Here is a 20,954-nt window from a genome sequence, read left to right on the forward strand (position 1 = left end):
ACTTTGCCACTTTTCAACTTTTAAACTTTTAAACTGTACAAAAACCTAATACTCCAAATTAATTTCCTTTCTAACAGCATCTAGCATTTTTATCAATCTTCTAGAAAAATCAAAAGTCATTACATCACTTTCTTTTTTACCTTCTCTTAAAAGCTGATTAAAATGTTCAGTTTCGTAGTTATAACCAATTGTTTTCACTCCAAAATCCTTAACCTCTTCTACTCCATCTTTTATTATTGAAACTGTTGTAGGTTGATGAAACATGGTATTCATTTTTACGACGGCTTTTTCAAAAGTAAAAATAGCTTCTGTTTTTGTTTCTTCCAATAATGTGCTTTTTAAATTGGCTTTTACATTTTCATAATCAAAAACCATAGCACAACTAGCATCTGCACCGTTTTCAAAATAAGTGGCATTTGCTGCTATTTTCTTAGGGTTTCCTAAAGTAGATAATGCTGCAAAAATTGGGTAAATTCCAATATCTAACAAAGAACCACCACCTACTTCTTTTTTAAACAATCTTCTAGAAGTATCGTATTCATCATAAAAACCAAAATCTGCGTCTAGTTGCTTTAATTTACCAAATGTGTTCAATTTTAAATGCTCTAAAACAAATTGATAATGTGGTAAAAAATAAGTCCATAAGGCTTCCATTAACAAAACGTTGTTGGCTTTTGCTACTGCAATCATCTCTTCTACTTCTTGCAAATTCATTGCAAAAGGTTTTTCACACAAAACAGCTTTTTTATGTTGTAAACACAAAATACTATGTTCCTTATGAAAACTATGTGGCGTTGCAATATAAACAGCATCTACATTTGCATCTTTTGCTAAATCTGCATAAGAACCATAGGCTTTATCTACGTTATATTTATCTGCAAAACTATTGGCATTTTCTTGATTTCTTGCAGCTACAGCAACCAATTCTGCGTCTTTTATAGATGCTAAATCTGTTGCAAATTTATTGGCAATTCTTCCTAGTCCAATAATCCCCCATTTAATTTTTTTCATTTTTCTATTCAATTTTTCAATTTAAAAATCTTACAGATTTTAAAAAAGTTGCACTGTATAATTATATTTTACTCTTTTTTAAAGGCTCTCTTATCCATATTTAAAAAACCTAGTGCCAAAAATAAAATTATTAATGTAATTACGTGAATTATACTTAAAGAAACTTCATTTAAAATATCAAAAGAGATTTTAAAAATAGCAGCAGCTGTTATTAATAATGTTATTTTACTTTGTGTATTTATTAATTTAAAAACAAGAACTAAAGCAAAAAACAAAACAAGTATACAGCCAATAAAATTCAACCATAAATAACTAATAACAGGCGCTAAACCATTTAGCTCTGGTAAGTAAATACCGAAATAAAAGATAGCAAAAATTAGTAATTGTGTAATTACAGCCGCCACAAAAACGGCATTACCTTTTACTTTTTTAAAGAAAAAAGCCAGTAGAAAAATTCCCAAAACATTTCCGTAGAAAATGGAACCAATAATATTTACCAACTGAATTAAATTATCAAACAAATTGGCAATACAAGCCACAGAAATAGCTATTAAACCCCATAAAAGTGTAAACCATTTAGATGCTTTTACAAAATGTGCTTCACTTTTAGCTCCTTTTACATTTCTTTTGTATAAATCTATGGCAGTTGTGCTTGCCAAAGCATTTAATTCTGATGCTGTAGAAGACATTGCTGCAGATAAAATTACTGCCAACAACAAACCAATTAAACCTCTTGGTAAATTGTTTAAAATAAAGTGAATAAATACATAATCTTTATCATTAGATTCTATTTTTTTCAATTCATTTTCTGCATCTATTTTGTCTATAATTTCTTTAGATTGTGCTTTTACTTTTGCATCTTCTGCATTTAAAAGCTGAATCATTTTTTTCTCACTTTTTTGAAAACCATCAGCAAAAATGGCTGTCTTTGTTTTTTCTATTTCTCTGTGTCTAAATTCTAATGCTTCATACTTTGCAGCATAATCAGAATTTTTTACTTCTTCATTGGCACCAGGATTAAAGTTTAATGGTGCAGGATTAAATTGATAAAAAACAAAAACCATAACACCAATTAACAGAATAAAAAACTGCATTGGCACTTTTAAAAGTCCGTTAAAAATTAAACCCAGCTGACTTTCTCTTACAGATTTACCAGACAAATAACGTTGTACTTGACTTTGGTCTGTACCAAAATAAGACAACATTAAAAAAGTTCCGCCTAAAATCCCTGTCCAAACTGTGTATCTATTACTTAAATCGAAAGAAAAATCTAGCACTTGCATTTTTTCATTTGCGCCAGCAATTTCTAATGCATTTGTAAAAGTGATGTTTTCTGGAAGTTGACTCATTATCATAAAAAATGCAATTAACATTCCAATAAATATGATAACCATTTGTTGTTTTTGCGTTACGTTTACAGCTTTTGTACCACCAGAAACGGTATAAATAATTACCAAAAAGCCAATAATTATATTTAAAGTTAATAAGTCCCAACCTAAAACGGCACTTAAAATAATTGCCGGTGCAAAAATGGTAATTCCTGCTGCCAAACCACGTTGCACTAAAAACAAAATTGCCGTTAAACTTCTAGTTTTTAAATCAAATCTTCCTTCTAAAAATTCATAAGCTGTATATACTTTTAATTTGTGATATATCGGTATAAATACTACACAAATAATTACCATGGCAATTGGCAATCCAAAATAAAATTGCACAAAACCCATTCCACTATGAAATGCTTGTCCTGGAGTTGATAAAAAAGTAATTGCACTGGCTTGTGTTGCCATTACAGACAAACCAATGGTCCACCATTTTGTGTCATTTCCTCCCTTTATAAAATCGGTTACATTGCTATTTTTTCTAGTAACATAAGTACCATAACTTACTATAAAAATTAGCGTAAAAGAAAGTACTAACCAATCTACAAGGTGTAATTTACTTGCTACATCCATAATTTAAACGGTAAAGTATTTGGTAATAAAATAAAACGCAATTATGTATACAACATTAGCAACTAAAACTAGTGTATATTCTTTGCTCCAAACTTGTTTTTTTGAACTCATTTTAGAAATTTTGAGGAAGATAAAAAAACCCATTTAAAAAAATGAGTTTTCAATAAATTTAACAAGAAGTTATACTTTAAACTGTTAAGCTATAAAATTTTTAAAGTCTTTTACTCTTTCTCTGCTCACAATAATTTCAGCTTCAGAAAACGATTTTAAAATTAATTTTAAACGAGAATTAGAATACGCAATGATGTCTTTAATTGCATTTATATTTACAATAAAAGTTCTATTTACTCTAAAGTATATTTCTGGGTTTAGTTGCTCTTGCCACTGCTCTAATGAATTGTCTAACAAAAAGTTTCTATTTTCTAAAGTATGAATATAGGTAGATTTATTTTCGCTGTAAAAACACTCAATATCTTCTGTATTTATAATTTTAATGTGTTGCCCAACTTTTATAGAAATCCGTTTTTTAAATTTTCTATCTACTGGGTTTATCAATAGTTTTCTAATATCGTCTAAATTTACTTGAACATTCGCTTGTTTTGGTTGATGTTCTTTAAACTTATCTACAGCAACTTTCAATTCATCTTCATCTAAAGGTTTCAATAGATAATCTATACTATTCAATTTGAAAGCTTTTAAAGCATATTCATCATAAGCAGTTGTAAAAATAATGGCCGATTTTACTTCCACTTCTTCAAAAATTTCAAAAGACAAACCATCTGATAATTGAATGTCTAAAAAAATTAAATCTGGATGTTCATTATTTTGCAACCAATCTAAAGATTCTTCCACAGAATGTAACATTTGTGCTACTTCTAAATCTAAAGCTGTTAACATTCTGTTTAACCTTCTTGCTGCCGGTTTTTCGTCTTCTATAACTAATATTTTCATGTTGGTTGGTGGTTTTTAGCTGATGGTTGATGGTTAAAAAATACTCAAAATTTATAACTTTGAAACTTTACAACTTTACAACTTTATAACTTTATAACTAAAACTTACTCCTTATCCATCATTTCCCTAATCTTCTTCTCTTCCCAATTTTTTCCAAAACCAATAGAATTAAATCCAAAAACGCCCATCCAATGAAAAAACATACCAATTCCCCAAAATAGCCAAGTAGAATACACCCCAAAATTAGTAATTGCCTCGTTAAAAGAATCTCCACTTTTCATCAATCCAAAAATAATAATACCGCTTAAAAATAAGTTCACTAAAACATAAACAGTTAGATGAATGTAAAAAGCCTTCATTTCTTTAACTTTCTTTTTAGCACGTATGTAATTTTGTCGTTTTATAATATCTTGTTCCATTTTATAGTTGTTTTGTAATTTCTTTAATTTTTTTTGTTTCCCATTTTTTTCCAAATCCCAATAAATCTAGGCCAAAAACACCAAGCCAGTTCAAAAACAGAGCTATACATAAGGCTGCAATAGCAAACCCATAAAAATTAAAATTAGGCACAAATTTTATATTCACAAAAACTACCACAACTATGCAAAAAATGGTTATTAATAAATGAATGTAAAAATCTTTAATTTGTGCAACCTTCTTTTTGATTTGTACAAAGTATTGCTCTTTTATAAAAGCTGTTGGTTGTATGGTCTTTGAATTCAATAAATTTTCCATTTGATTTTGTTCCCATTTTTTAGTGATTTGCAATTTATCAAACCCAAAAACAACTAACCAATGTATAAATAGACCTAAAAACCATGCAGATAAAGCAATCCAAAACCAGTGAAAGCTTGGTACTGTTTTAAAATTGATAAAAATTAAAAACGGCGGTATAATAAAACTTGCAATTATGTGCGTATAAAACCCTTTTAAGTCTGTAATTCTTTTTTGAATTTTATGGTTTTCTTGTTCGTTTATTTCTCTTAGTTTCATAATTACTTTTTTTTACTCTTTCATGTATTGTTTTAACTTTCTTTCTTCCCAATCTTTAGATAGAAATAAGCTTAAGCCAAACACATTAAAAGCTTGAAAAGCAATAGCTATTCCCCAAAAAAACCAAATTTTATAGTTTCCATAATTAAAAAAAGCTTCGTTAAAAGTATCCCCGTCATTAATATCTCCAACAATAAACACTGCAGATAAAATTGTATTAATAACAAGGTATATTAAAAAGTGTTTGTAAAATTTAGCAATTTTTTCAACCCTTTTTTTTACTAAAATATATTTGTAGTCTTCGTTTCTAATTTCCATTATCTTAATCTTTTTTGTTTATTTTCTTCTTCCATTAATTCTCTTATCTTTTTCTCTTCCCAATTTTTACCTAAAAATAGGCTATAGTTATTTACTTCTAAAAAGTGAAAAGTTAAGCCAATTCCCCATCCAAATAAAGGAAACCAAAACCAGTAAAATCCTGGTGAAAAACGTAAATTGATAAAAACTAAAAAAGGAATTACCAAACAATAAGAAACTAAATTCTGATAAAATTCTTTTAATCTTTCTACTTTTTCTATTGCTTTTACATATTTGCTATTTTCTAATTCTTCTGTATACATCATATTATTCATTTTATAAAGGAGCGGTAAACTCACCTTAAAAGTTTGGTTATTATTTTCTATTTTTACAACCCTATCTGTAATTAAGCCATACCTGTCTGCAATATTTTGCAAACCAACTTTGGTACTTTTACCAATAGCTTCTTTTGGATTAACGTTGTTTTCTATAATTAAATGGTTTTCTTCTTCATAAATAGAAATTTGTAATGGTTTAGAAGAAGAAACCACATTGTGTTTTACTGCATTCTCTAACAATAATTGCAAAGAAAGCGGTACAATTTTAAGATCGTTATTGCTTATACCATCTGGAATATTAAACTTTACAGCGTCTTCAAAACGCATTCCTAATAATTCCATATACGTTTTTGCGAACTTTAATTCTTCTTCAATAGGCACCAAATCTTTATTTCTTTGTTCTAAAACATACCTATATACTTTAGATAATTTGGTTGTAAATTTTTCTGCTAAATTGGGATTTTCACCAATTAAACTTGTTAATACATTTAAGCTATTAAACAAAAAATGCGGATCTAATTGATTTTTTAAAGACTCAAACTTTGCGGTTTCTGTTTTGGCTACAATTTCTTGTTTTGTGGTTTCCTTAGACATTGCTGCTTTCCAATTGATCATAAAACCTCTAGCGTGCAAAAAAGTAGAAACGCCTAAACCTAAAATAATATAAAACAAATGCGCCCAGAAATAACTCCCTTTAAAAAATACGTTTGGACTGCTACCATTAATAATTACAAATACTACATAATTTATTAAAAGCACTGCAGGTATTGTGTACAAAATGGTTGTTATAATTCCTATCCAAACTCTGGTATTGGTTTGTGTAATCCAGCTCCATTTGCTACTCAAATAATTGTTTATAATACCATTACCAAAACCCAAACCAAAAGAATACATACCAGAGATTGCTAAAGACCATAAAACACCTTCTATTGTTCTTTGACCAAAAATAATTCCGAAAATAACGCCAAAAATAAGTGTCATCTTAAGACAAAGTATTGCCGCCTCTTTTATATTTCTAATTGTATATACTTCTTGGGTTTGCATTCTTTCCTGTGTTTAACTTGTGCTAAATTTAAGTAATTTTCTAAAATTTAATTTTTAAATCTACATTTTCTTTTCCAACGGTAAATTTAGAATCTTCAAAAGTTGGTGGTGCAAAAGACATATTGTTATTAGATGTACCATAATCTTCTACTGGCATTCCTCTAGTAGAAAAATCTAACTTACCATTATTATTTTTATCATGATAACAGATTACTGAATATTCACCAGAATCTATACCTTTAAAAATAACCTCGGTTTTACCATTCTTAATTTCTCCTAAATTACCTTGTATTGGTTTTTTTTGAAAGTTATTTTTTGTGTACAACGCAAATTTCACATTTCCCTGTTCAGAATTAATATTTTCTACAGTTACTGTAATTGATTTGTTTTGCGCTGTTAAACTGTTTGTAATGCTTAATAATGTTACTGCTACAATTGCTACTAAAATTTTCATGATATTGTTTTTTATGATTAATTATGGCACAAAGATGCGATACAACTTCAGTTTTATAAATTATAGTTTACCCAACTGTATTTTTTTTAGGCTGAATTGTAAAGCAATCTTAAAAACAGTAACTTTTATACCTAAAATTGCAGATTAGTCTATCCTTTTCATTTATCAACTTTTAATTTTTAGATAAAAAATAGATGCAAAACCATTAATATTATAATTTACACGCATTGTTTTTGCTTATTTAATAAAAATTAGAAAAAAGTATTCATTTTTACGTATCAAATAAAAATTTAAAATTACTTTTACAAAGTAAAAACAAAAATGAAAGCACTTAACTACATATTAAATTTCTCATTATCTTCTGCAGATAATAGATCTTTACGCCGCATTTCTTTTCGTCGCCCTTAGGGTGTTTTATTATTTATGGAATTAGGTGAGTCCAATTCTTTCTTCAAAATTACATTTCAATACAAATAAAATCAATTTAAAAAACAATACAATGCAAATTGTAATTGCTGATAAATCACATATAATTTACGCAGAAACCATCTGTAATACTATAGAAGAAGCTTCTAAAGTTAGAGGAACAGGTATTGCAAAACGTAAACCAGAATATATAGCTGCCAAAATGGAAAATGGTAATGCTGTAATTGCTTTAAGTAATGGTAAATTTGCAGGATTTTGTTATATAGAAGCTTGGGGACATGGCAAGTTTGTAGCCAACTCTGGTTTAATTGTACATCCAGATTTTAGAAATTTAGGATTGGCAAAAAAAATTAAAGAAGTTGTTTTTAAACATTCTCGTAAAAAATTCCCAGATTCTAAAGTATTTAGCATTACCACAGGTTTAGCCGTAATGAAATTAAATAGCGATTTAGGTTACAAACCTGTAACATTCTCTGAACTTACAGACGATCAATCTTTTTGGGATGGTTGCCAAACTTGCAAAAATTTTGATGTTTTAACACGTACAAACCGTAAAATGTGTTTGTGCACAGGAATGTTATACGACCCAAAAGCAAAAGAACAAGAAAAAACAGTAAAAGAAGGCACTTTTAAAAGACTTAAAAATATTAAAGAAGCGCTATTCTTAAAAAAAGATAAAAAATAATTTTTCGCTAAAGCGGATAATAAAAGATACCCATAAAAAATGAAAAAATTAGTAATTGCATATAGTGGAGGTTTAGACACTTCTTATTGCGCCGTAAGTTTATCTAAAGAATTTGATGTACATGCAGTAAGTGTAAATACAGGTGGTTTTACAACCGAAGAAATTAAAAATATAGAAAGTAATGCTTATAAAATGGGCGTTACAACTTATAAAAACATAGATGCTGTTGCAACTTTTTACAATAAAGTGGTAAAGTATTTAATATTTGGTAATGTATTAAAAAATGCTACTTATCCGCTTTCTGTTAGTGCAGAAAGGATTATTCAAGCTATAGAAATTATAGAATATGCAAAAAGCATAGATGCAGAATATATTGCTCATGGATCTACAGGTGCAGGAAACGACCAAGTACGTTTTGATATGATTTTTCAAACCTTAGCACCAGGTATAAAAATTATTACGCCAATTAGAGACCAAAAATTAACAAGACAAGAAGAAATAGATTATTTAAAATCTGAAGGAATTGATATGCCTTGGGAAAAATCTAAATATTCTGTAAATAAAGGACTTTGGGGTACTTCTGTTGGTGGTGTAGAAACCTTAAAATCAGAAAAACCTTTACCAAGTGAAGCGTATCCTTCTCAATTAGAAAAAGAAGGCGAAGAAAAAGTTACTTTAACTTTTAAAAACGGCGAATTTGTAGCTTTAAATGGTGAAGAAAATGCACCTGAAGTTAATATAGAAAATCTAAACACAATAGCTGCTAAATATGCAATTGGTAGAGATATTCATGTTGGAGACACTATTGTAGGTACTAAAGGAAGAGTTGGTTTTGAGGCTGCTGCTGCTTTAATTACCGTAAAAGCGCATCATTTATTAGAAAAACATACGCTTACAAAATGGCAACTGCAACATAAAGAATATTTGTCTAGTTTTTATGGAATGCATTTGCATGAAGGTCAATATTTAGATCCTGTAATGAGAGATACAGAAGCTTTTTTACAAAGTTCTCAAAAAATGGTTTCTGGTGATGTAACTGTAACGTTAAAACCTTATCATTTTTCTTTAGATGGTATTGTGTCTAAACACGATTTAATGTCTAGTGCTTTTAGTACTTATGGTGAAGAAAATAAAGCATGGACTGCAGATGATGCCAAAGGTTTTATTAAGATTATAGGAAACCAAAACAAGATATATAGACAAGTAAATAACTAGTTTAAAAGTAAAAAAGTTAAAAGTTTATAAAGTGGTTAAATTCAATTATAACTTTATAAACTTTCAACTTTAAAACATTACAACTAATACAAGTACACAATGAAGTTACAAGTAGGAATTATTGGTGGTGCAGGTTACACTGCTGGAGAATTGATTCGATTATTGTTAAATCACCCAGAAACGAATATCAATTTTGTGTACAGCACTTCTAATGCTGGCAATAAATTGTATAAAGTACACCAAGATTTAATTGGTAGTACAGAAATTTCTTTTACGCAAGATATAAATTACAATGTAGATGTTTTATTTTTGTGTTTAGGTCATGGAAATTCAACCGCATTTTTAAAAGAAAATAGTTTTTCTGAGGCTACAAAAATCATCGATTTAAGTAACGATTTTAGATTACTTGCTGACAAGAATTTAGATGGTAAAGACTTTGTGTATGGTTTGCCAGAATTAGATAAAGAAATTATAAAAACCGCGAATTATATTGCAAATCCGGGTTGTTTTGCAACAGCTTTACAATTGGCAATTTTACCATTGGCTGCAAATGGTTTGTTAACAGACGATATTCATATAAATGCAGTAACTGGTGCAACTGGTGCAGGAACTTCATTATCTAAAACAACACATTTTACGTGGAGAGATAATAATTTTTCACATTATAAAGCATTTAATCATCAGCATTTGGGTGAAATAAACCAAACCATACAGCAACTGCAAAGTGGTTGTAAAAGTGAGGTTTTCTTTATGCCAAATCGTGGTAATTTTTCTAGAGGAATTTTTGCTACAGTTTATACTGAATTTAAAGGGACTTTGGAAGAAGGAATTGCTTTGTACAAAGCCTATTATAAAGATGCCAAATTTACCTTTGTTTCTAACGAAGCTGTGCACATGAAACAAGTTGTTAATACCAATAAATGTATTATTGGTGTAGAAAAACATGGCAATAAATTGTTAATTACTAGTACAATTGATAATTTATTAAAAGGAGCATCTGGGCAAGCGATTCAAAACTTAAATTTAATGTATGGTTTTGAAGAAAGTACAGGTTTAAATTTAAAAGCGAATTATTTTTAGAACGATGTTTGTAATACTGAACTTGTTTTAAAATCTAAATAAACGATTTCTCATTTAGAAATGATAAAAGTATAAATGAAGAAAATGTTTAAATAAATAAGCCCGCGTTAGCGATTGCAGTGGAAAGCCCACAGAGACGAAGGAACGAGGACTTGAAACGAAAAGCGCGACCCTTGTGGTAACGCCCATATAAAAGACAGTTTTAACTTTTGAAACATTCAAACTTTAAAACTTTGAAACTAACATTTATGAAAATAGCAATTATAGGAACAGGTAATTTAGGAAGCTCAATTGCAAAAGGATTGATAAAAAACAAATCGTTTACTTCTTTATATTTAAGTGATAGAAACACAAAAGCTGTAAAAGAATTTGAAACTTTAGCACATGTTTTTTTAACTGATGATAATGAATTGGCGGTAGAAAATTCTGATATTATTCTTTTTGCGTTACAACCCAAACATATTGATGGAGTTTTAAAAAGTGTACAATCAAAAATTACTAAAAAGCATATTGTTATGTCTGTTGCTGCTGGTGTTGGTATAGATAGAATAGAAAATATTTTAGGAAGTGATAAAAATATTATAAGAATTATGCCAAATACGGCAATTTCTATAAGAAAATCTATGACCTGTATTGCTGCAAATGATACTGGAAAAGATAAAATTGCTTTAGCAGAAGATATTTTTAATCAATTAGGAACAACAATGGTAATTTCTGAAGACTTAATGCAAGCAGCTACCGTTATTTGTGGAAGTGGTATTGCCTTTTGGATGCGTTTGATACGTGCAAGTACACAAGCTGCCATTCAATTAGGATTTGAAGCAGATCAAGCACATGAGTTAGCTGTGCAAACCTGTTTTAGTTCTGCAAGTTTATTAAAAGAATCTGGCAGACACCCAGAACAAGAAATAGATAGAGTTACCACACCAAGTGGTTGCACCATAGAAGGTTTAAATGAAATGGAACACCAAGGTTTAAGCTCTGCTTTAATACAAGGAGTTGTAGCTTCTTTCGAAAAAATAAATCAATTAAAAAAGAACTAATAAGTTGCCTACAATTTTAACCAATTAAAATTGTAATTAATTATAAAATTAACAAGAAAACGCCAAAATTATGCCATTATTTAATGTTTACCCTTTATACGAGGTTACTCCTGTTTCTGCAAAAGGAGTGTATGTTTATGACGAAAAAGAAACAGAATATTTAGATTTATATGGTGGGCATGCTGTAATTTCTATTGGACACGCACATCCTAAATATGTAGAAGCAATTACAAAACAAGTTAGTGAATTGGGTTTTTATTCTAATGCTGTACAAAACCCTTTGCAACAAGAATTTGCCGCAAAATTAGAGGCGCTTTCTGGTTGTAAAGATTACGAATTATTTTTATGTAATTCTGGTGCAGAAGCCAACGAAAACGCTTTAAAATTAGCGTCTTTTAAAACCAATAAATCTAGGGTTATAGCCTTTAAAAATGGTTTTCATGGTAGAACTTCTGCTGCTGTTGCTGCAACAGATAACCCTAATGTAGTAGCACCTATTAACGCACAACAAAAAGTAACTTTTTTAGCCCTTAATGATATTGATGGCGTTAAAAAAGAATTAGAAAAAGGTGATGTTTGTGCGGTTATTGTAGAATTTATACAAGGTGTTGGTGGTTTAGACCAAGCAACCACTGCTTTTTTTGAAGAAGTAGATGTATTGTGTAAAAAAAATAACACCATGTTTATTGCAGATGAAGTACAATCTGGCTATGGTAGATCTGGTAAATTTTTCGCATTTCAGCATTATAATGTAACTCCAGATATTATTTCTATAGCAAAAGGAATGGGTAATGGTTTTCCTATTGGTGGTATTTTAATTCACCCAAATATTAAGGCTAAATTTGGTATGTTGGGTACTACTTTTGGTGGTAATCATTTGGCTTGTGCTGCAGGTTTGGCGGTACTAAATACTATAGAATCAGAAAATTTAATGGATAATGTGAATGCCATGTCTGCTTATTTTTTAAAAATAGCCGAAAAAATACCAAAAATTAAGGCCATAAAAGGCAAAGGTTTAATGTTGGGTTTAGAATTTGATTTTGAAGTTAGTGAGTTAAGAAAAACTTTAATTTACGATTATCAAATTTTTACAGGTGGCGCAAAAAATAAAAAAGTATTGCGAATTTTACCTCCTTTAACGGTAAAAAGAAATCATATAGATCAGTTTTTTGAGGCTTTAATTGATGCTTTAGACAAATAAGACAAGTGTAAAGTTAAAAGTGTTGCGTGTTTATAAAATTGTAATTACACCAACAAAAACTACAAATAAAAAATCATGAACAAATTATTATCCATAGAAACCAGAAATAATGTATTGCAAACTATGGCAAAATTATTAGCACAACATAGCGCAGAAATTATAGCAATTAATAAAAAAGATTGTGAGGCGTATACAGGTGATGATATTTCTATGTTTGATCGTTTAAAAGTAAATGATACTAAAGTTGATGAGATGATTAAAGCTGCAAAGCACTTGGCATTTCAAGAAGACCCAGTTGGTGTAGAGCGTTTTAGTTTTAAACATGATAATGGCATGCAGGTTTACAACAAAACTGCTTCTTTTGGTACCGTTTTAATCATTTATGAATCGAGACCAGATGTTACTGTAGAAGCTGCAGGAATTGCTTTTAAGTCTGGAAATAAAATACTTTTAAAAGGTGGTAAAGAATCTTTACAAAGCAACCTTAAAATTGTAGAATTGTGGCACAAAGCTTTAAAAATGCACAATGCGTCTACAGATTGGGTAGAATATTTACAGTTTAATAGAACAGAAACACAGGCGTTTTTAGAAAAGCCAACGCAAAAAGTAGATTTAATAGTACCCAGAGGTGGCGAGCGTTTAATTGCTTTTGTAAAACAACATGCTACTTGCCCTGTTATTATTAGCGGACGAGGCAATAATTTTGTTTATGTGCATGAAGATGCAGATACAGCAATGGCTTTAGATATAATTGTAAACGGAAAGTCTAAAATTTCGGCATGTAATGCAGTTGATAAAATCTTAATAGATGAAAATCTTCCAAATAGAATCGAATTTGTAAATGAATTAATTACAAAATTAACTGCCTTAAATATTGAGGTTTTAAAAGCTAAAAACTTTAATTCTGATGAAATTTGGTACGAGGAGTTTTTAGATTATAAAATTCTAATTGGTAAAGTAGAATCTAATGATAAGGCTATTGCTAAAATCAACAAATATTCTGGTGGGCACTCTTCTGCAATAATTACCAAAAATAAAGATGCAGCAACATTATTTATGCAAAATGTAGATACTGCTGCTGTTTACCATAATGCATCTACCCGTTTTACAGATGGTGGTCAATTAGGTTTAGGCGGAGAGTTGGCCATAAGTACAGATAAACTGCATCAACGTGGGCCAATTGGTTTGCAGCATTTAGTTACCAACAAATGGTATATTCATGGTGAAGGACAGATTAGGAATTAGGAGTTTGAAGTTAATTAAAAATTATAATGATAAATTATAATTAAATGTCATTTCTATTTTGTGGAGAAATCTTACTGTTTAAAATTCTTTAAACTCATTTTTTCTACACAAGTTACTTTCAATCAAAATAAATTTTGATTGAAAGTAATGCTAACAATGACTTTTAAATATAAAAATTAAATATTTTGCAAAAAAAGAAACGCATATTACTAAAAATTGGTTCTAATACCTTAACCAAAGAAACCAATAACATCTCTAGAGGTAAAATTGAAGATATTGCAAATCAAATTGCAAAATTAAAAGATACTTGCGAGTTTGTTATTGTTAGTTCTGGTGCTATTGCTGTGGCTAAGCAGTTTGTAAAACTAGAAAGCAAAAGTAAAGATGTTTTTGTAAAACAAGCTTTGGCTTCTATTGGGCAACCACATTTAATTAGAATTTACCAAGAAATTTTTAGAGAATATGGTCTTTTAAGTTCTCAATGCCTACTCTCCTACTCAGATTTTGAAAAAAAACAAAGTAAAACCAATATTGTAAACACAATTAATGTTTTAGTACAAAACAATTATATCCCTATCATTAATGAAAATGATACAGTTGCAACCGATGAAATTCAGTTTGGTGATAATGATAAATTAGCGGCGCTAACAGCATCTTTATTAAACGTAGATTTGTTAATTATAGCTACAAATACCAATGGAATTTACACCAAAGAATCTATAAAAAATAAAGCACCAAAAACAATAGCCATTGTAGAAAATTTTGAAACACTTAAAGCTGAAGTTGTAGATTCTAAATCTTCTCATGGAAGTGGAGGAATGGAATCTAAAATTGCAGCAGCAGCAGTAGCAAAAAAAGCAAAAATAGAAACTTGGATTGTAAACGGATTAGAAGATGATTTTATAACAAATGCTTTTGAAAACAAAGTTTCGTTCACTAAAATTAAATAAAAAAGTGTAACTGTTTAAATGTGTAATTGTTTAATCGTCTTAGAACTTTTAAACAATTAAACGATTAAACGATTAAACAATAAAAAATGAAAAACTACACCTCCATAAATGACATTAATAATATCCAAGATTGGATTGATGAAGCTAGAGCAATTAAAGCAAATCCCTTACAAAATATAGAATTAGGACAAAACAAAACTTTAGGCCTGTTATTCTTTAATTCTAGTTTACGTACACGTTTAAGCACACAAAAAGCAGCTTTAAATTTAGGTGTGGATCCTATTGTTATGAATGTTTCTGGTGATGCTTGGGGAATTGAATTTGGAGATGGAACTGTAATGAACGGAAATACTGCTGAGCATATTAAAGAAGCTGCACAAGTAGTTTCTCAATATTGTGACGTTATTGCTGTTAGGGCTTTTCCAACGTTAACCGACAAAGAAAAAGATGAATCTGAACAGGTTTTAACCGCTTTTACAAAACATGCGTCTGTGCCAATTATTAGTATGGAAAGTGCAACTGGGCACCCTTTACAAGGTTTAACAGATGCCATTACCATTGCAGAAAATACTACTAAAAAGAAACCAAAGGTGGTATTAAGTTGGGCGCCACATATTAAAGCTTTACCACATGCTGTTGCCAATAGTTTTGCACAAGCCATGCAAAAAATGGATGTAGAATTTGTAATTGCAAATCCTAAAGGTTATGATTTAAGCCCTGAAATTACAAAGAACACAGCTATTTATCACAATCAAGAAGAAGCTTTTAAAGATGCTGATTTTGTGTATACCAAAAACTGGAGTTCTTATGAAACTTACGGAAAAAATTTAGGCGGAAATGAAGATTGGCTAATCACAAAAGACAAAATTGGTGATGCTAAATTTATGCATTGTTTGCCTGTAAGAAGAAATGTTGTGGTAGAAGATGCAGTTTTAGATTCTGATAGTTCTTTGGTTATACAACAAGCTAACAATAGAACTTATGCTGCACAATTGGTATTAAAGAAAATATTAGAAAATCTGTAAATGGCTTTTAGCCTTTGGCCTTTCGCAAAACTAAGTGCGAAAAGCGAAGAGGCGAAAAGCGAAAAGCGAAAAAATGCAAAAACTATCAATCATAAAAATTGGAGGAAATATTATAGAAGATGAGCATTCTTTAAACTCATTCTTAAAATTATTTTCTGATATAGAAGGTCATAAAATTTTAGTTCATGGAGGTGGAAAACGTGCTACTCATATTGCTTCAAAATTAGGAATTGAATCTAAAATGATAAATGGTAGACGTATTACAGATGCAGAAACGCTAGAAGTAATTACCATGGTTTATGGCGGTTTGGTAAACAAAAATGTTGTAGCAAAACTACAAGCTTTACAGATAGATGCAATTGGTTTAACGGGTGCAGATATTAATAGTATACAATCTGATAAAAGACCTGTAAAAGAAATTGATTTTGGTTTTGTTGGTGATGTTAAAAAAGTAGCTTCAAATTCTATAGATAAATTAATTAAAGCCGATTTTACTCCTGTTTTTTGTGCAATTACGCACGATGGAAACGGACAATTATTAAATACCAATGCAGATACAATTACAAGTACAATTGCAGTTGGAATGAGTACTCTTTATGATGTTTCCATTTATTATTGCTTCGAATTGAATGGTGTTTTGCAAGATTTTAATGATAAAAATTCGGTTGTAAAACATATCAATTCAGCAACCTATAAAGAATTATTAGCACAAAAAATTATTACAGACGGAATGATCCCTAAAATAGACAATTGTTTTGATGCCCTTAACAATGGCGTGCAAAAAGTACACATTGGAAATTCATCTATGTTCACAAAAGAAAACGATAATTTTACTACAATTACCTTATAAATGAGTTTAGCAAAATTAACAGAAAATGCAATTGAACTTTTAAAAAATTTAATTGAAACTCAATCATTTTCATCCGAAGAAGAAAAAACCGCTTTATTAATTGAAGCTTGGTTTACAGAGAATACAATTCCGTTTAACAGGACAAAAAATAATGTTTGGGCAACCAACAAATATTTTGATAAAAATAAACCAACGTTATTATTAAATTCTCATCATGATACTGTAAAGCCAAATTCGGCATACACCAATAACCCTTTTGAGGCCTTTGTAAAAGATGGCAAATTATATGGTTTAGGTAGTAATGATGCTGGTGGCTGTTTGGTTGCTTTACTGGCAACTTTTACGCATTTTTATGGGCAAAAAAATTTAAAATACAATTTGGTAATTGTGGCTTCTGCAGAAGAGGAAAACTCTGGACCAAATGGTTTAAATTCTATGTTATCCACAATTCCTAAAATAGATGTTGCCATTGTTGGTGAACCTACTTTAATGAATTTGGCAGTTGCAGAAAAAGGTTTGGTAGTTTTTGATGCAGTTGTAGAAGGCACACCAAGTCATGCTGCGCATCCAAATAACAACAATGCTATTTACAATACTATAGAAGTTTTACAGTGGTTTAAAGATTTTAAATTCAACAAACCATCTAAAGCTTTAGGTGATGTAAAAATGACAGTAACACAAATAAATGCAGGCTCTCAACATAATGTAGTTCCTGCCCATGTAGATTTGGTAATAGATGTTCGTGTAAATGATGCTTACTCTAATAAAGAAATTGCAACTATTTTACAAAACGAATCGCCTTGTACTAAAATAACGCCAAGAAGTTTACGCTTAAATTCGTCTTCAATAAATACAAATCATGATTTGGTAAAAGCAGGAATAGCAATGGGAAGAACCACTTATGGCTCGCCTACCTTATCTGATCAAGCTTGTTTGTCTTGCCAATCTTTAAAATTGGGACCAGGAGATAGCACACGTTCGCATTCTGCGGATGAATTTATATATTTGGCAGAAATTGAAGAAGGAATACAAATTTATGTGGAATTATTGAATCGTGTAATTGTTTAGAAAAAAAGAGAAACAAGATAAAAGAAAAGAGACAGGAATCAAGATAAAAGAAAAGAGTAAAAAATCTTGATTCTTGGTTCTAATTGTTATAAAAATTAAATTAATAGAATTGAGTGTCATTTCGACCTTGTGGAGAAATCTATAATAAAGAGATTTTTCGACTCCATTGCATTTCGCTAAAAATGACAAATAAAATAATATATAGATTATGAAGTTGTGGGATAAAGGATTTTCAATAGACAAACAAATAGAAAATTTTACAGTAGGTAATGATAGAGAAATTGATATACATATTGCAAAATATGACGTTCAAGCTTCTTTAGCACACGCTATAATGCTAGAATCTATTGGTATTATTTCTGCTGATGAGTTAGTAGATTTAAAAAAAGGACTAAATGAATTAGCTGCAGATATTGAAAACGGAACCTTTGTAATTGAGCCTTCTTTTGAAGATGTCCATTCTAAAATTGAATGGGAATTGACTAATAAACTAGGTGAAGTTGGTAAAAAAATACATACTGCTCGTTCTAGAAATGATCAAGTTTTAGTAGCGCTTCAATTGTATTACAAAGAAAATTTGGCAGTAATAAATGAGAAAACAAAAACACTTTTTGATACGTTATTAAATCTTGCAGAAACGCATAAAGCGAGTTTATTACCTGGTTATACGCATTTACAAGTAGCAATGCCTTCTTCTTTTGGTTTGTGGTTTTCTGCGTATGCAGAATTGTTAATTGATGATGTTTACGTTTTAAATGCCGTTTCTAAAGTTGTAGACCAAAACCCTTTAGGCTCTGCTGCTGGTTATGGTAGCTCCTTCCCTATTGATAGGGAATTAACTACCAAAGAATTAAAATTTGCAACCTTAAAATACAACGTTGTTGCTGCACAATTAAGCCGTGGAAAAAGTGAACGTTCTATAGCATCTGCTTTAGGTGGTTTGTGTAATACAATGGCGCGTTTTGCAATGGATGTTTGTTTGTATATGAGTCAGAATTTTGGCTTTATTACGTTTCCAGATGAATTAACCACAGGAAGTAGCATTATGCCGCACAAGAAAAATCCAGATGTTTTTGAATTAATTCGTGGAAAATGCAACAAAATTCAGGCTTTACATTCTGAAATGTTGTTGATAACCAATAATTTACCAACAGGTTACCACAGAGATTTTCAATTGTTAAAAGAAAATATTATTGCTGCTTTTGAAGATGTAAAAGATATTTTAGATATTTTTAATTATGCAATTCAGCAAGTAATTGTAAAAGACATCGATTTAAATGATGAAAAATATCAATATTTATTTACGGTAGATTCTATAAATAATTTGGTTGTTGAAGGCATGTCTTTTAGAGAAGCTTACCAAAAAATTGGTGGCCAAGTTCAAGAAGGTTCTTATAAACCAGATTTAGGTAAAGAACATTCTCATTTAGGTAGCATTCATAATTTAGGATTGGATAAAATTAAAAATAAATATCCTAAACTATAATGGATTTATAAATATACGTTTCTAAGTTCAATTGGTAAAATTCTCTAAAATCAATTGAACTTAGTATATTAAATTTGATTGATTACAGGTATTCTAAAATTTAAAAATAAAGGTTTACACCAATAGCAGTGCTAAAAGCATCAGACAAAGTAAACTCGTTAGTGGTTATTAAAGTCCATAAATAAGAATCTACAGTACCTAGCTCAAAATATAGATCTACACCTTTAAAAGTAGTGGCATTTGCAAATTCTTTGTGCAATTTTCCACCAACAAAAACGGTAAAATGAAAAGCATTAGGAACGTAATAACCTGCAGGGAATCTGCTTGGTAATGTTGTAAATGTATTTGGACCAACATCATATGTAAAACCTAAACCTGCAATAGGAGAAATGGAATAGTTATTACCCAAATCTTTGGTGAAAATTGGAAAAGTGTTTTTTATGGTTATTAAATGAATTGCATCAGCGTCAGATATTGAAGGAGGTACAAAGCCATAAAGTAATTCTGCATACCAAACATCATCAAAAATTTCATAACCTATTCCTGTAGATAAAAAACCAATATTACCTGCAAGTTGAACGGTTGTATAATCTGGCACATACCAAGATTTGTCATTATTTAAAGGCGTCTTTTGCGCAAAAGATGTGTTTATCAAACAAAAAACGAATAGAAAACTAAATATATGCTTCATTTTTTAAAATATTATAATTCTATCAATTCTTGATTAAAAGATTTGTTTTCTACTGTTATGATGCCATAAGCAGTGTCTTTAAGTGATGGTAGTGTTAGATAACTAACATCTCCTTCTAAAAAAGAGAAAGAGTGCCTATGACCATGAATGGATAAAGGAACATTATTGTCTTCCATTAAACCTTCATAAGTTTTTTTCATTTCCTCTGTAAATTGATCGCCATTTGGCGGAATATGAGCAATTGAAAATACTTGATTGTAAGCCGCGTTATTTTGCAACTCATTAGACAACCAATTAAAATCTGGTAATTTTTCACTTTCCCAGACTACATTATCAAAAAGAATAAATTTGTTATTGTTAAATTCAAAGCTATAATTATATGCTCCAAACATTCTAGAATAAATTAAACCTCCATTTGTATTATAATCATGGTTACCAATTACAGTAAAATAAGGCTTATTTAATTTACTCATAATATCATAAAAGGTGGTATACTCTTTTAAAATTGCCTGTTCAGTAATATCACCTCCAAATATTACAAAAAGAATTTCATCCTTTTTATTAATATCATCTACCACTGTTACTAAATTATCATAAAACCAATGTGCATCTGTAAGAAATGCAAACTTAAAAGTATCTGATTGTACTTGTATTTCTTTTAATAAATCTAAATTTTTATTGGTTGTATTTTGTTGTTCTTGCTTAACATCAGCATCATATACACTAAATTCAAATAAATTGTCACAAGAAGCAATTATAATTACTAAAAAAAAGAGTAAACTAAATTGTAAATATTTCATTAATTATTATGTATTGTAAAATGATTTATTTCTTAAATTTAAAAAGAGTTAGTCGCAAAAAATTTAAAAATTATACACAAATTATAAGAGAGTACAAGGATAAACAAAAACAAGGTAAAGCCTTATTAAAAAAACACTTTTATTGCATT

21 protein-coding genes are annotated in these 20,954 nt (G+C 29.7%); 11 read left to right on the forward strand and 10 right to left on the reverse strand.

The genetic code is table 11. The features are described from left to right. Nucleotides 1-45 precede the first annotated feature (45 nt). The 8 genes from Q0684_RS05635 to Q0684_RS05670 all read right to left on the reverse strand — a co-directional run bounded on the left by Q0684_RS05635 (nt 46) and on the right by Q0684_RS05670 (nt 7,040). Nucleotides 46-1,011 (reverse strand): Gfo/Idh/MocA family oxidoreductase, encoded by a 966-nt coding sequence (locus Q0684_RS05635; RefSeq protein WP_299013658.1) that lies wholly within the window; start codon nt 1,009-1,011, stop codon nt 46-48. A 68-nt stretch (nt 1,012-1,079) separates the two neighbouring features. Beyond that, on the reverse strand, nt 1,080-2,963 hold the full coding sequence (locus tag Q0684_RS05640) for a sodium:solute symporter (RefSeq protein ID WP_299013660.1): 1,884 nt from the start codon (nt 2,961-2,963) through the stop codon (nt 1,080-1,082). A gap of 195 nt (nt 2,964-3,158) precedes the next feature. After that, nucleotides 3,159-3,914, reverse strand: a complete 756-nt coding sequence (locus Q0684_RS05645; RefSeq protein ID WP_299013662.1) for a LytTR family DNA-binding domain-containing protein — start codon at nt 3,912-3,914, stop codon at nt 3,159-3,161. Nucleotides 3,915-4,018: 104 nt separating this feature from the next. Continuing rightward, nucleotides 4,019-4,333: a 2TM domain-containing protein gene (locus Q0684_RS05650; protein WP_299013664.1), complete on the reverse strand. Its 315-nt coding sequence runs from the start codon at nt 4,331-4,333 to the stop codon at nt 4,019-4,021. Nucleotide 4,334: 1 nt separating this feature from the next. Further along, a complete protein-coding gene (locus Q0684_RS05655; RefSeq protein WP_299013666.1) occupies nt 4,335-4,907 on the reverse strand; it encodes a 2TM domain-containing protein in 573 nt (190 codons plus the stop codon). Between the two features lie 12 nt (nt 4,908-4,919). Beyond that, nucleotides 4,920-5,225, reverse strand: a complete 306-nt coding sequence (locus tag Q0684_RS05660; protein ID WP_299013668.1) for a 2TM domain-containing protein — start codon at nt 5,223-5,225, stop codon at nt 4,920-4,922. After that, a complete protein-coding gene (locus Q0684_RS05665; RefSeq protein ID WP_299013670.1) occupies nt 5,225-6,586 on the reverse strand; it encodes a 2TM domain-containing protein in 1,362 nt (453 codons plus the stop codon). The genes Q0684_RS05660 and Q0684_RS05665 overlap by 1 nt, the downstream gene beginning before the upstream one ends. Before the next feature lie 40 nt (nt 6,587-6,626). Beyond that, entirely contained in the window at nt 6,627-7,040 is a 414-nt protein-coding gene (locus Q0684_RS05670; protein WP_299013672.1) for a DUF2141 domain-containing protein, read from the reverse strand. 499 nt (nt 7,041-7,539) lie between these two features. On the opposite strand from Q0684_RS05670, the gene Q0684_RS05675 reads away from it, so the two are divergent. The 11 genes from Q0684_RS05675 to argH all read left to right on the forward strand — a co-directional run bounded on the left by Q0684_RS05675 (nt 7,540) and on the right by argH (nt 19,314). Further along, the gene (locus Q0684_RS05675) at nt 7,540-8,151 is read left to right on the forward strand and encodes a GNAT family N-acetyltransferase (protein WP_299013674.1); all 612 of its coding nucleotides are present in this window, start codon (nt 7,540-7,542) and stop codon (nt 8,149-8,151) included. A 39-nt stretch (nt 8,152-8,190) separates the two neighbouring features. Further along, nucleotides 8,191-9,366, forward strand: a complete 1,176-nt coding sequence (locus Q0684_RS05680; protein WP_299013676.1) for an argininosuccinate synthase domain-containing protein — start codon at nt 8,191-8,193, stop codon at nt 9,364-9,366. Nucleotides 9,367-9,465: 99 nt separating this feature from the next. Further along, nucleotides 9,466-10,446, forward strand: coding sequence for an N-acetyl-gamma-glutamyl-phosphate reductase (gene argC, locus Q0684_RS05685; RefSeq protein WP_299013678.1), 981 nt, complete (start codon nt 9,466-9,468; stop codon nt 10,444-10,446). 248 nt (nt 10,447-10,694) lie between these two features. Continuing rightward, complete coding sequence (gene proC, locus Q0684_RS05690; RefSeq protein WP_299013680.1) at nt 10,695-11,489, forward strand: pyrroline-5-carboxylate reductase; 795 nt, start codon at nt 10,695-10,697, stop codon at nt 11,487-11,489. A gap of 70 nt (nt 11,490-11,559) precedes the next feature. Continuing rightward, entirely contained in the window at nt 11,560-12,690 is a 1,131-nt protein-coding gene (locus Q0684_RS05695; protein ID WP_299013682.1) for an aminotransferase class III-fold pyridoxal phosphate-dependent enzyme, read from the forward strand. Between the two features lie 75 nt (nt 12,691-12,765). Next, nucleotides 12,766-13,935: a glutamate-5-semialdehyde dehydrogenase gene (locus tag Q0684_RS05700; RefSeq protein WP_299013684.1), complete on the forward strand. Its 1,170-nt coding sequence runs from the start codon at nt 12,766-12,768 to the stop codon at nt 13,933-13,935. Nucleotides 13,936-14,120: 185 nt separating this feature from the next. Next, entirely contained in the window at nt 14,121-14,885 is a 765-nt protein-coding gene (gene proB, locus Q0684_RS05705; protein WP_299013686.1) for a glutamate 5-kinase, read from the forward strand. 86 nt (nt 14,886-14,971) lie between these two features. Then, complete coding sequence (locus Q0684_RS05710) at nt 14,972-15,910, forward strand: N-acetylornithine carbamoyltransferase (protein ID WP_299013688.1); 939 nt, start codon at nt 14,972-14,974, stop codon at nt 15,908-15,910. 73 nt (nt 15,911-15,983) lie between these two features. After that, nucleotides 15,984-16,760: an acetylglutamate kinase gene (argB, locus tag Q0684_RS05715; RefSeq protein ID WP_299013690.1), complete on the forward strand. Its 777-nt coding sequence runs from the start codon at nt 15,984-15,986 to the stop codon at nt 16,758-16,760. Beyond that, on the forward strand, nt 16,761-17,828 hold the full coding sequence (locus Q0684_RS05720; RefSeq protein ID WP_299013692.1) for a M20 family metallo-hydrolase: 1,068 nt from the start codon (nt 16,761-16,763) through the stop codon (nt 17,826-17,828). A 208-nt stretch (nt 17,829-18,036) separates the two neighbouring features. Further along, on the forward strand, nt 18,037-19,314 hold the full coding sequence (gene argH / locus Q0684_RS05725) for an argininosuccinate lyase (RefSeq protein WP_299013694.1): 1,278 nt from the start codon (nt 18,037-18,039) through the stop codon (nt 19,312-19,314). 100 nt (nt 19,315-19,414) lie between these two features. On the opposite strand, the gene Q0684_RS05730 is transcribed toward argH, so the two are convergent. Next, complete coding sequence (locus Q0684_RS05730) at nt 19,415-20,005, reverse strand: hypothetical protein (RefSeq protein WP_299013695.1); 591 nt, start codon at nt 20,003-20,005, stop codon at nt 19,415-19,417. 11 nt (nt 20,006-20,016) lie between these two features. Beyond that, nucleotides 20,017-20,805 (reverse strand): metallophosphoesterase, encoded by a 789-nt coding sequence (locus tag Q0684_RS05735; protein ID WP_299013696.1) that lies wholly within the window; start codon nt 20,803-20,805, stop codon nt 20,017-20,019. Nucleotides 20,806-20,954: the final 149 nt, after the last annotated feature.

This window comes from uncultured Polaribacter sp. (assembly GCF_947503875.1).
GTDB lineage: Bacteria > Bacteroidota > Bacteroidia > Flavobacteriales > Flavobacteriaceae > Polaribacter.

What these genes read in the sequence shown, in the direction of transcription:
- Q0684_RS05635 (WP_299013658.1), bottom strand. Translation starts at nt 1,011, where the DNA reads ATGAAAAAAATTAAATGGGGGATTATTGGACTAGGAAGAATTGCCAAT.
- Q0684_RS05640 (WP_299013660.1), bottom strand. Translation starts at nt 2,963, where the DNA reads ATGGATGTAGCAAGTAAATTACACCTTGTAGATTGGTTAGTACTTTCT.
- Q0684_RS05645 (WP_299013662.1), bottom strand. Translation starts at nt 3,914, where the DNA reads ATGAAAATATTAGTTATAGAAGACGAAAAACCGGCAGCAAGAAGGTTA.
- Q0684_RS05650 (WP_299013664.1), bottom strand. Translation starts at nt 4,333, where the DNA reads ATGGAACAAGATATTATAAAACGACAAAATTACATACGTGCTAAAAAG.
- Q0684_RS05655 (WP_299013666.1), bottom strand. Translation starts at nt 4,907, where the DNA reads ATGAAACTAAGAGAAATAAACGAACAAGAAAACCATAAAATTCAAAAA.
- Q0684_RS05660 (WP_299013668.1), bottom strand. Translation starts at nt 5,225, where the DNA reads ATGGAAATTAGAAACGAAGACTACAAATATATTTTAGTAAAAAAAAGG.
- Q0684_RS05665 (WP_299013670.1), bottom strand. Translation starts at nt 6,586, where the DNA reads ATGCAAACCCAAGAAGTATATACAATTAGAAATATAAAAGAGGCGGCA.
- Q0684_RS05670 (WP_299013672.1), bottom strand. Translation starts at nt 7,040, where the DNA reads ATGAAAATTTTAGTAGCAATTGTAGCAGTAACATTATTAAGCATTACA.
- Q0684_RS05675 (WP_299013674.1), top strand. Translation starts at nt 7,540, where the DNA reads ATGCAAATTGTAATTGCTGATAAATCACATATAATTTACGCAGAAACC.
- Q0684_RS05680 (WP_299013676.1), top strand. Translation starts at nt 8,191, where the DNA reads ATGAAAAAATTAGTAATTGCATATAGTGGAGGTTTAGACACTTCTTAT.
- argC (WP_299013678.1), top strand. Translation starts at nt 9,466, where the DNA reads ATGAAGTTACAAGTAGGAATTATTGGTGGTGCAGGTTACACTGCTGGA.
- proC (WP_299013680.1), top strand. Translation starts at nt 10,695, where the DNA reads ATGAAAATAGCAATTATAGGAACAGGTAATTTAGGAAGCTCAATTGCA.
- Q0684_RS05695 (WP_299013682.1), top strand. Translation starts at nt 11,560, where the DNA reads ATGCCATTATTTAATGTTTACCCTTTATACGAGGTTACTCCTGTTTCT.
- Q0684_RS05700 (WP_299013684.1), top strand. Translation starts at nt 12,766, where the DNA reads ATGAACAAATTATTATCCATAGAAACCAGAAATAATGTATTGCAAACT.
- Q0684_RS05710 (WP_299013688.1), top strand. Translation starts at nt 14,972, where the DNA reads ATGAAAAACTACACCTCCATAAATGACATTAATAATATCCAAGATTGG.
- argB (WP_299013690.1), top strand. Translation starts at nt 15,984, where the DNA reads ATGCAAAAACTATCAATCATAAAAATTGGAGGAAATATTATAGAAGAT.
- Q0684_RS05720 (WP_299013692.1), top strand. Translation starts at nt 16,761, where the DNA reads ATGAGTTTAGCAAAATTAACAGAAAATGCAATTGAACTTTTAAAAAAT.
- argH (WP_299013694.1), top strand. Translation starts at nt 18,037, where the DNA reads ATGAAGTTGTGGGATAAAGGATTTTCAATAGACAAACAAATAGAAAAT.
- Q0684_RS05730 (WP_299013695.1), bottom strand. Translation starts at nt 20,005, where the DNA reads ATGAAGCATATATTTAGTTTTCTATTCGTTTTTTGTTTGATAAACACA.
- Q0684_RS05735 (WP_299013696.1), bottom strand. Translation starts at nt 20,805, where the DNA reads ATGAAATATTTACAATTTAGTTTACTCTTTTTTTTAGTAATTATAATT.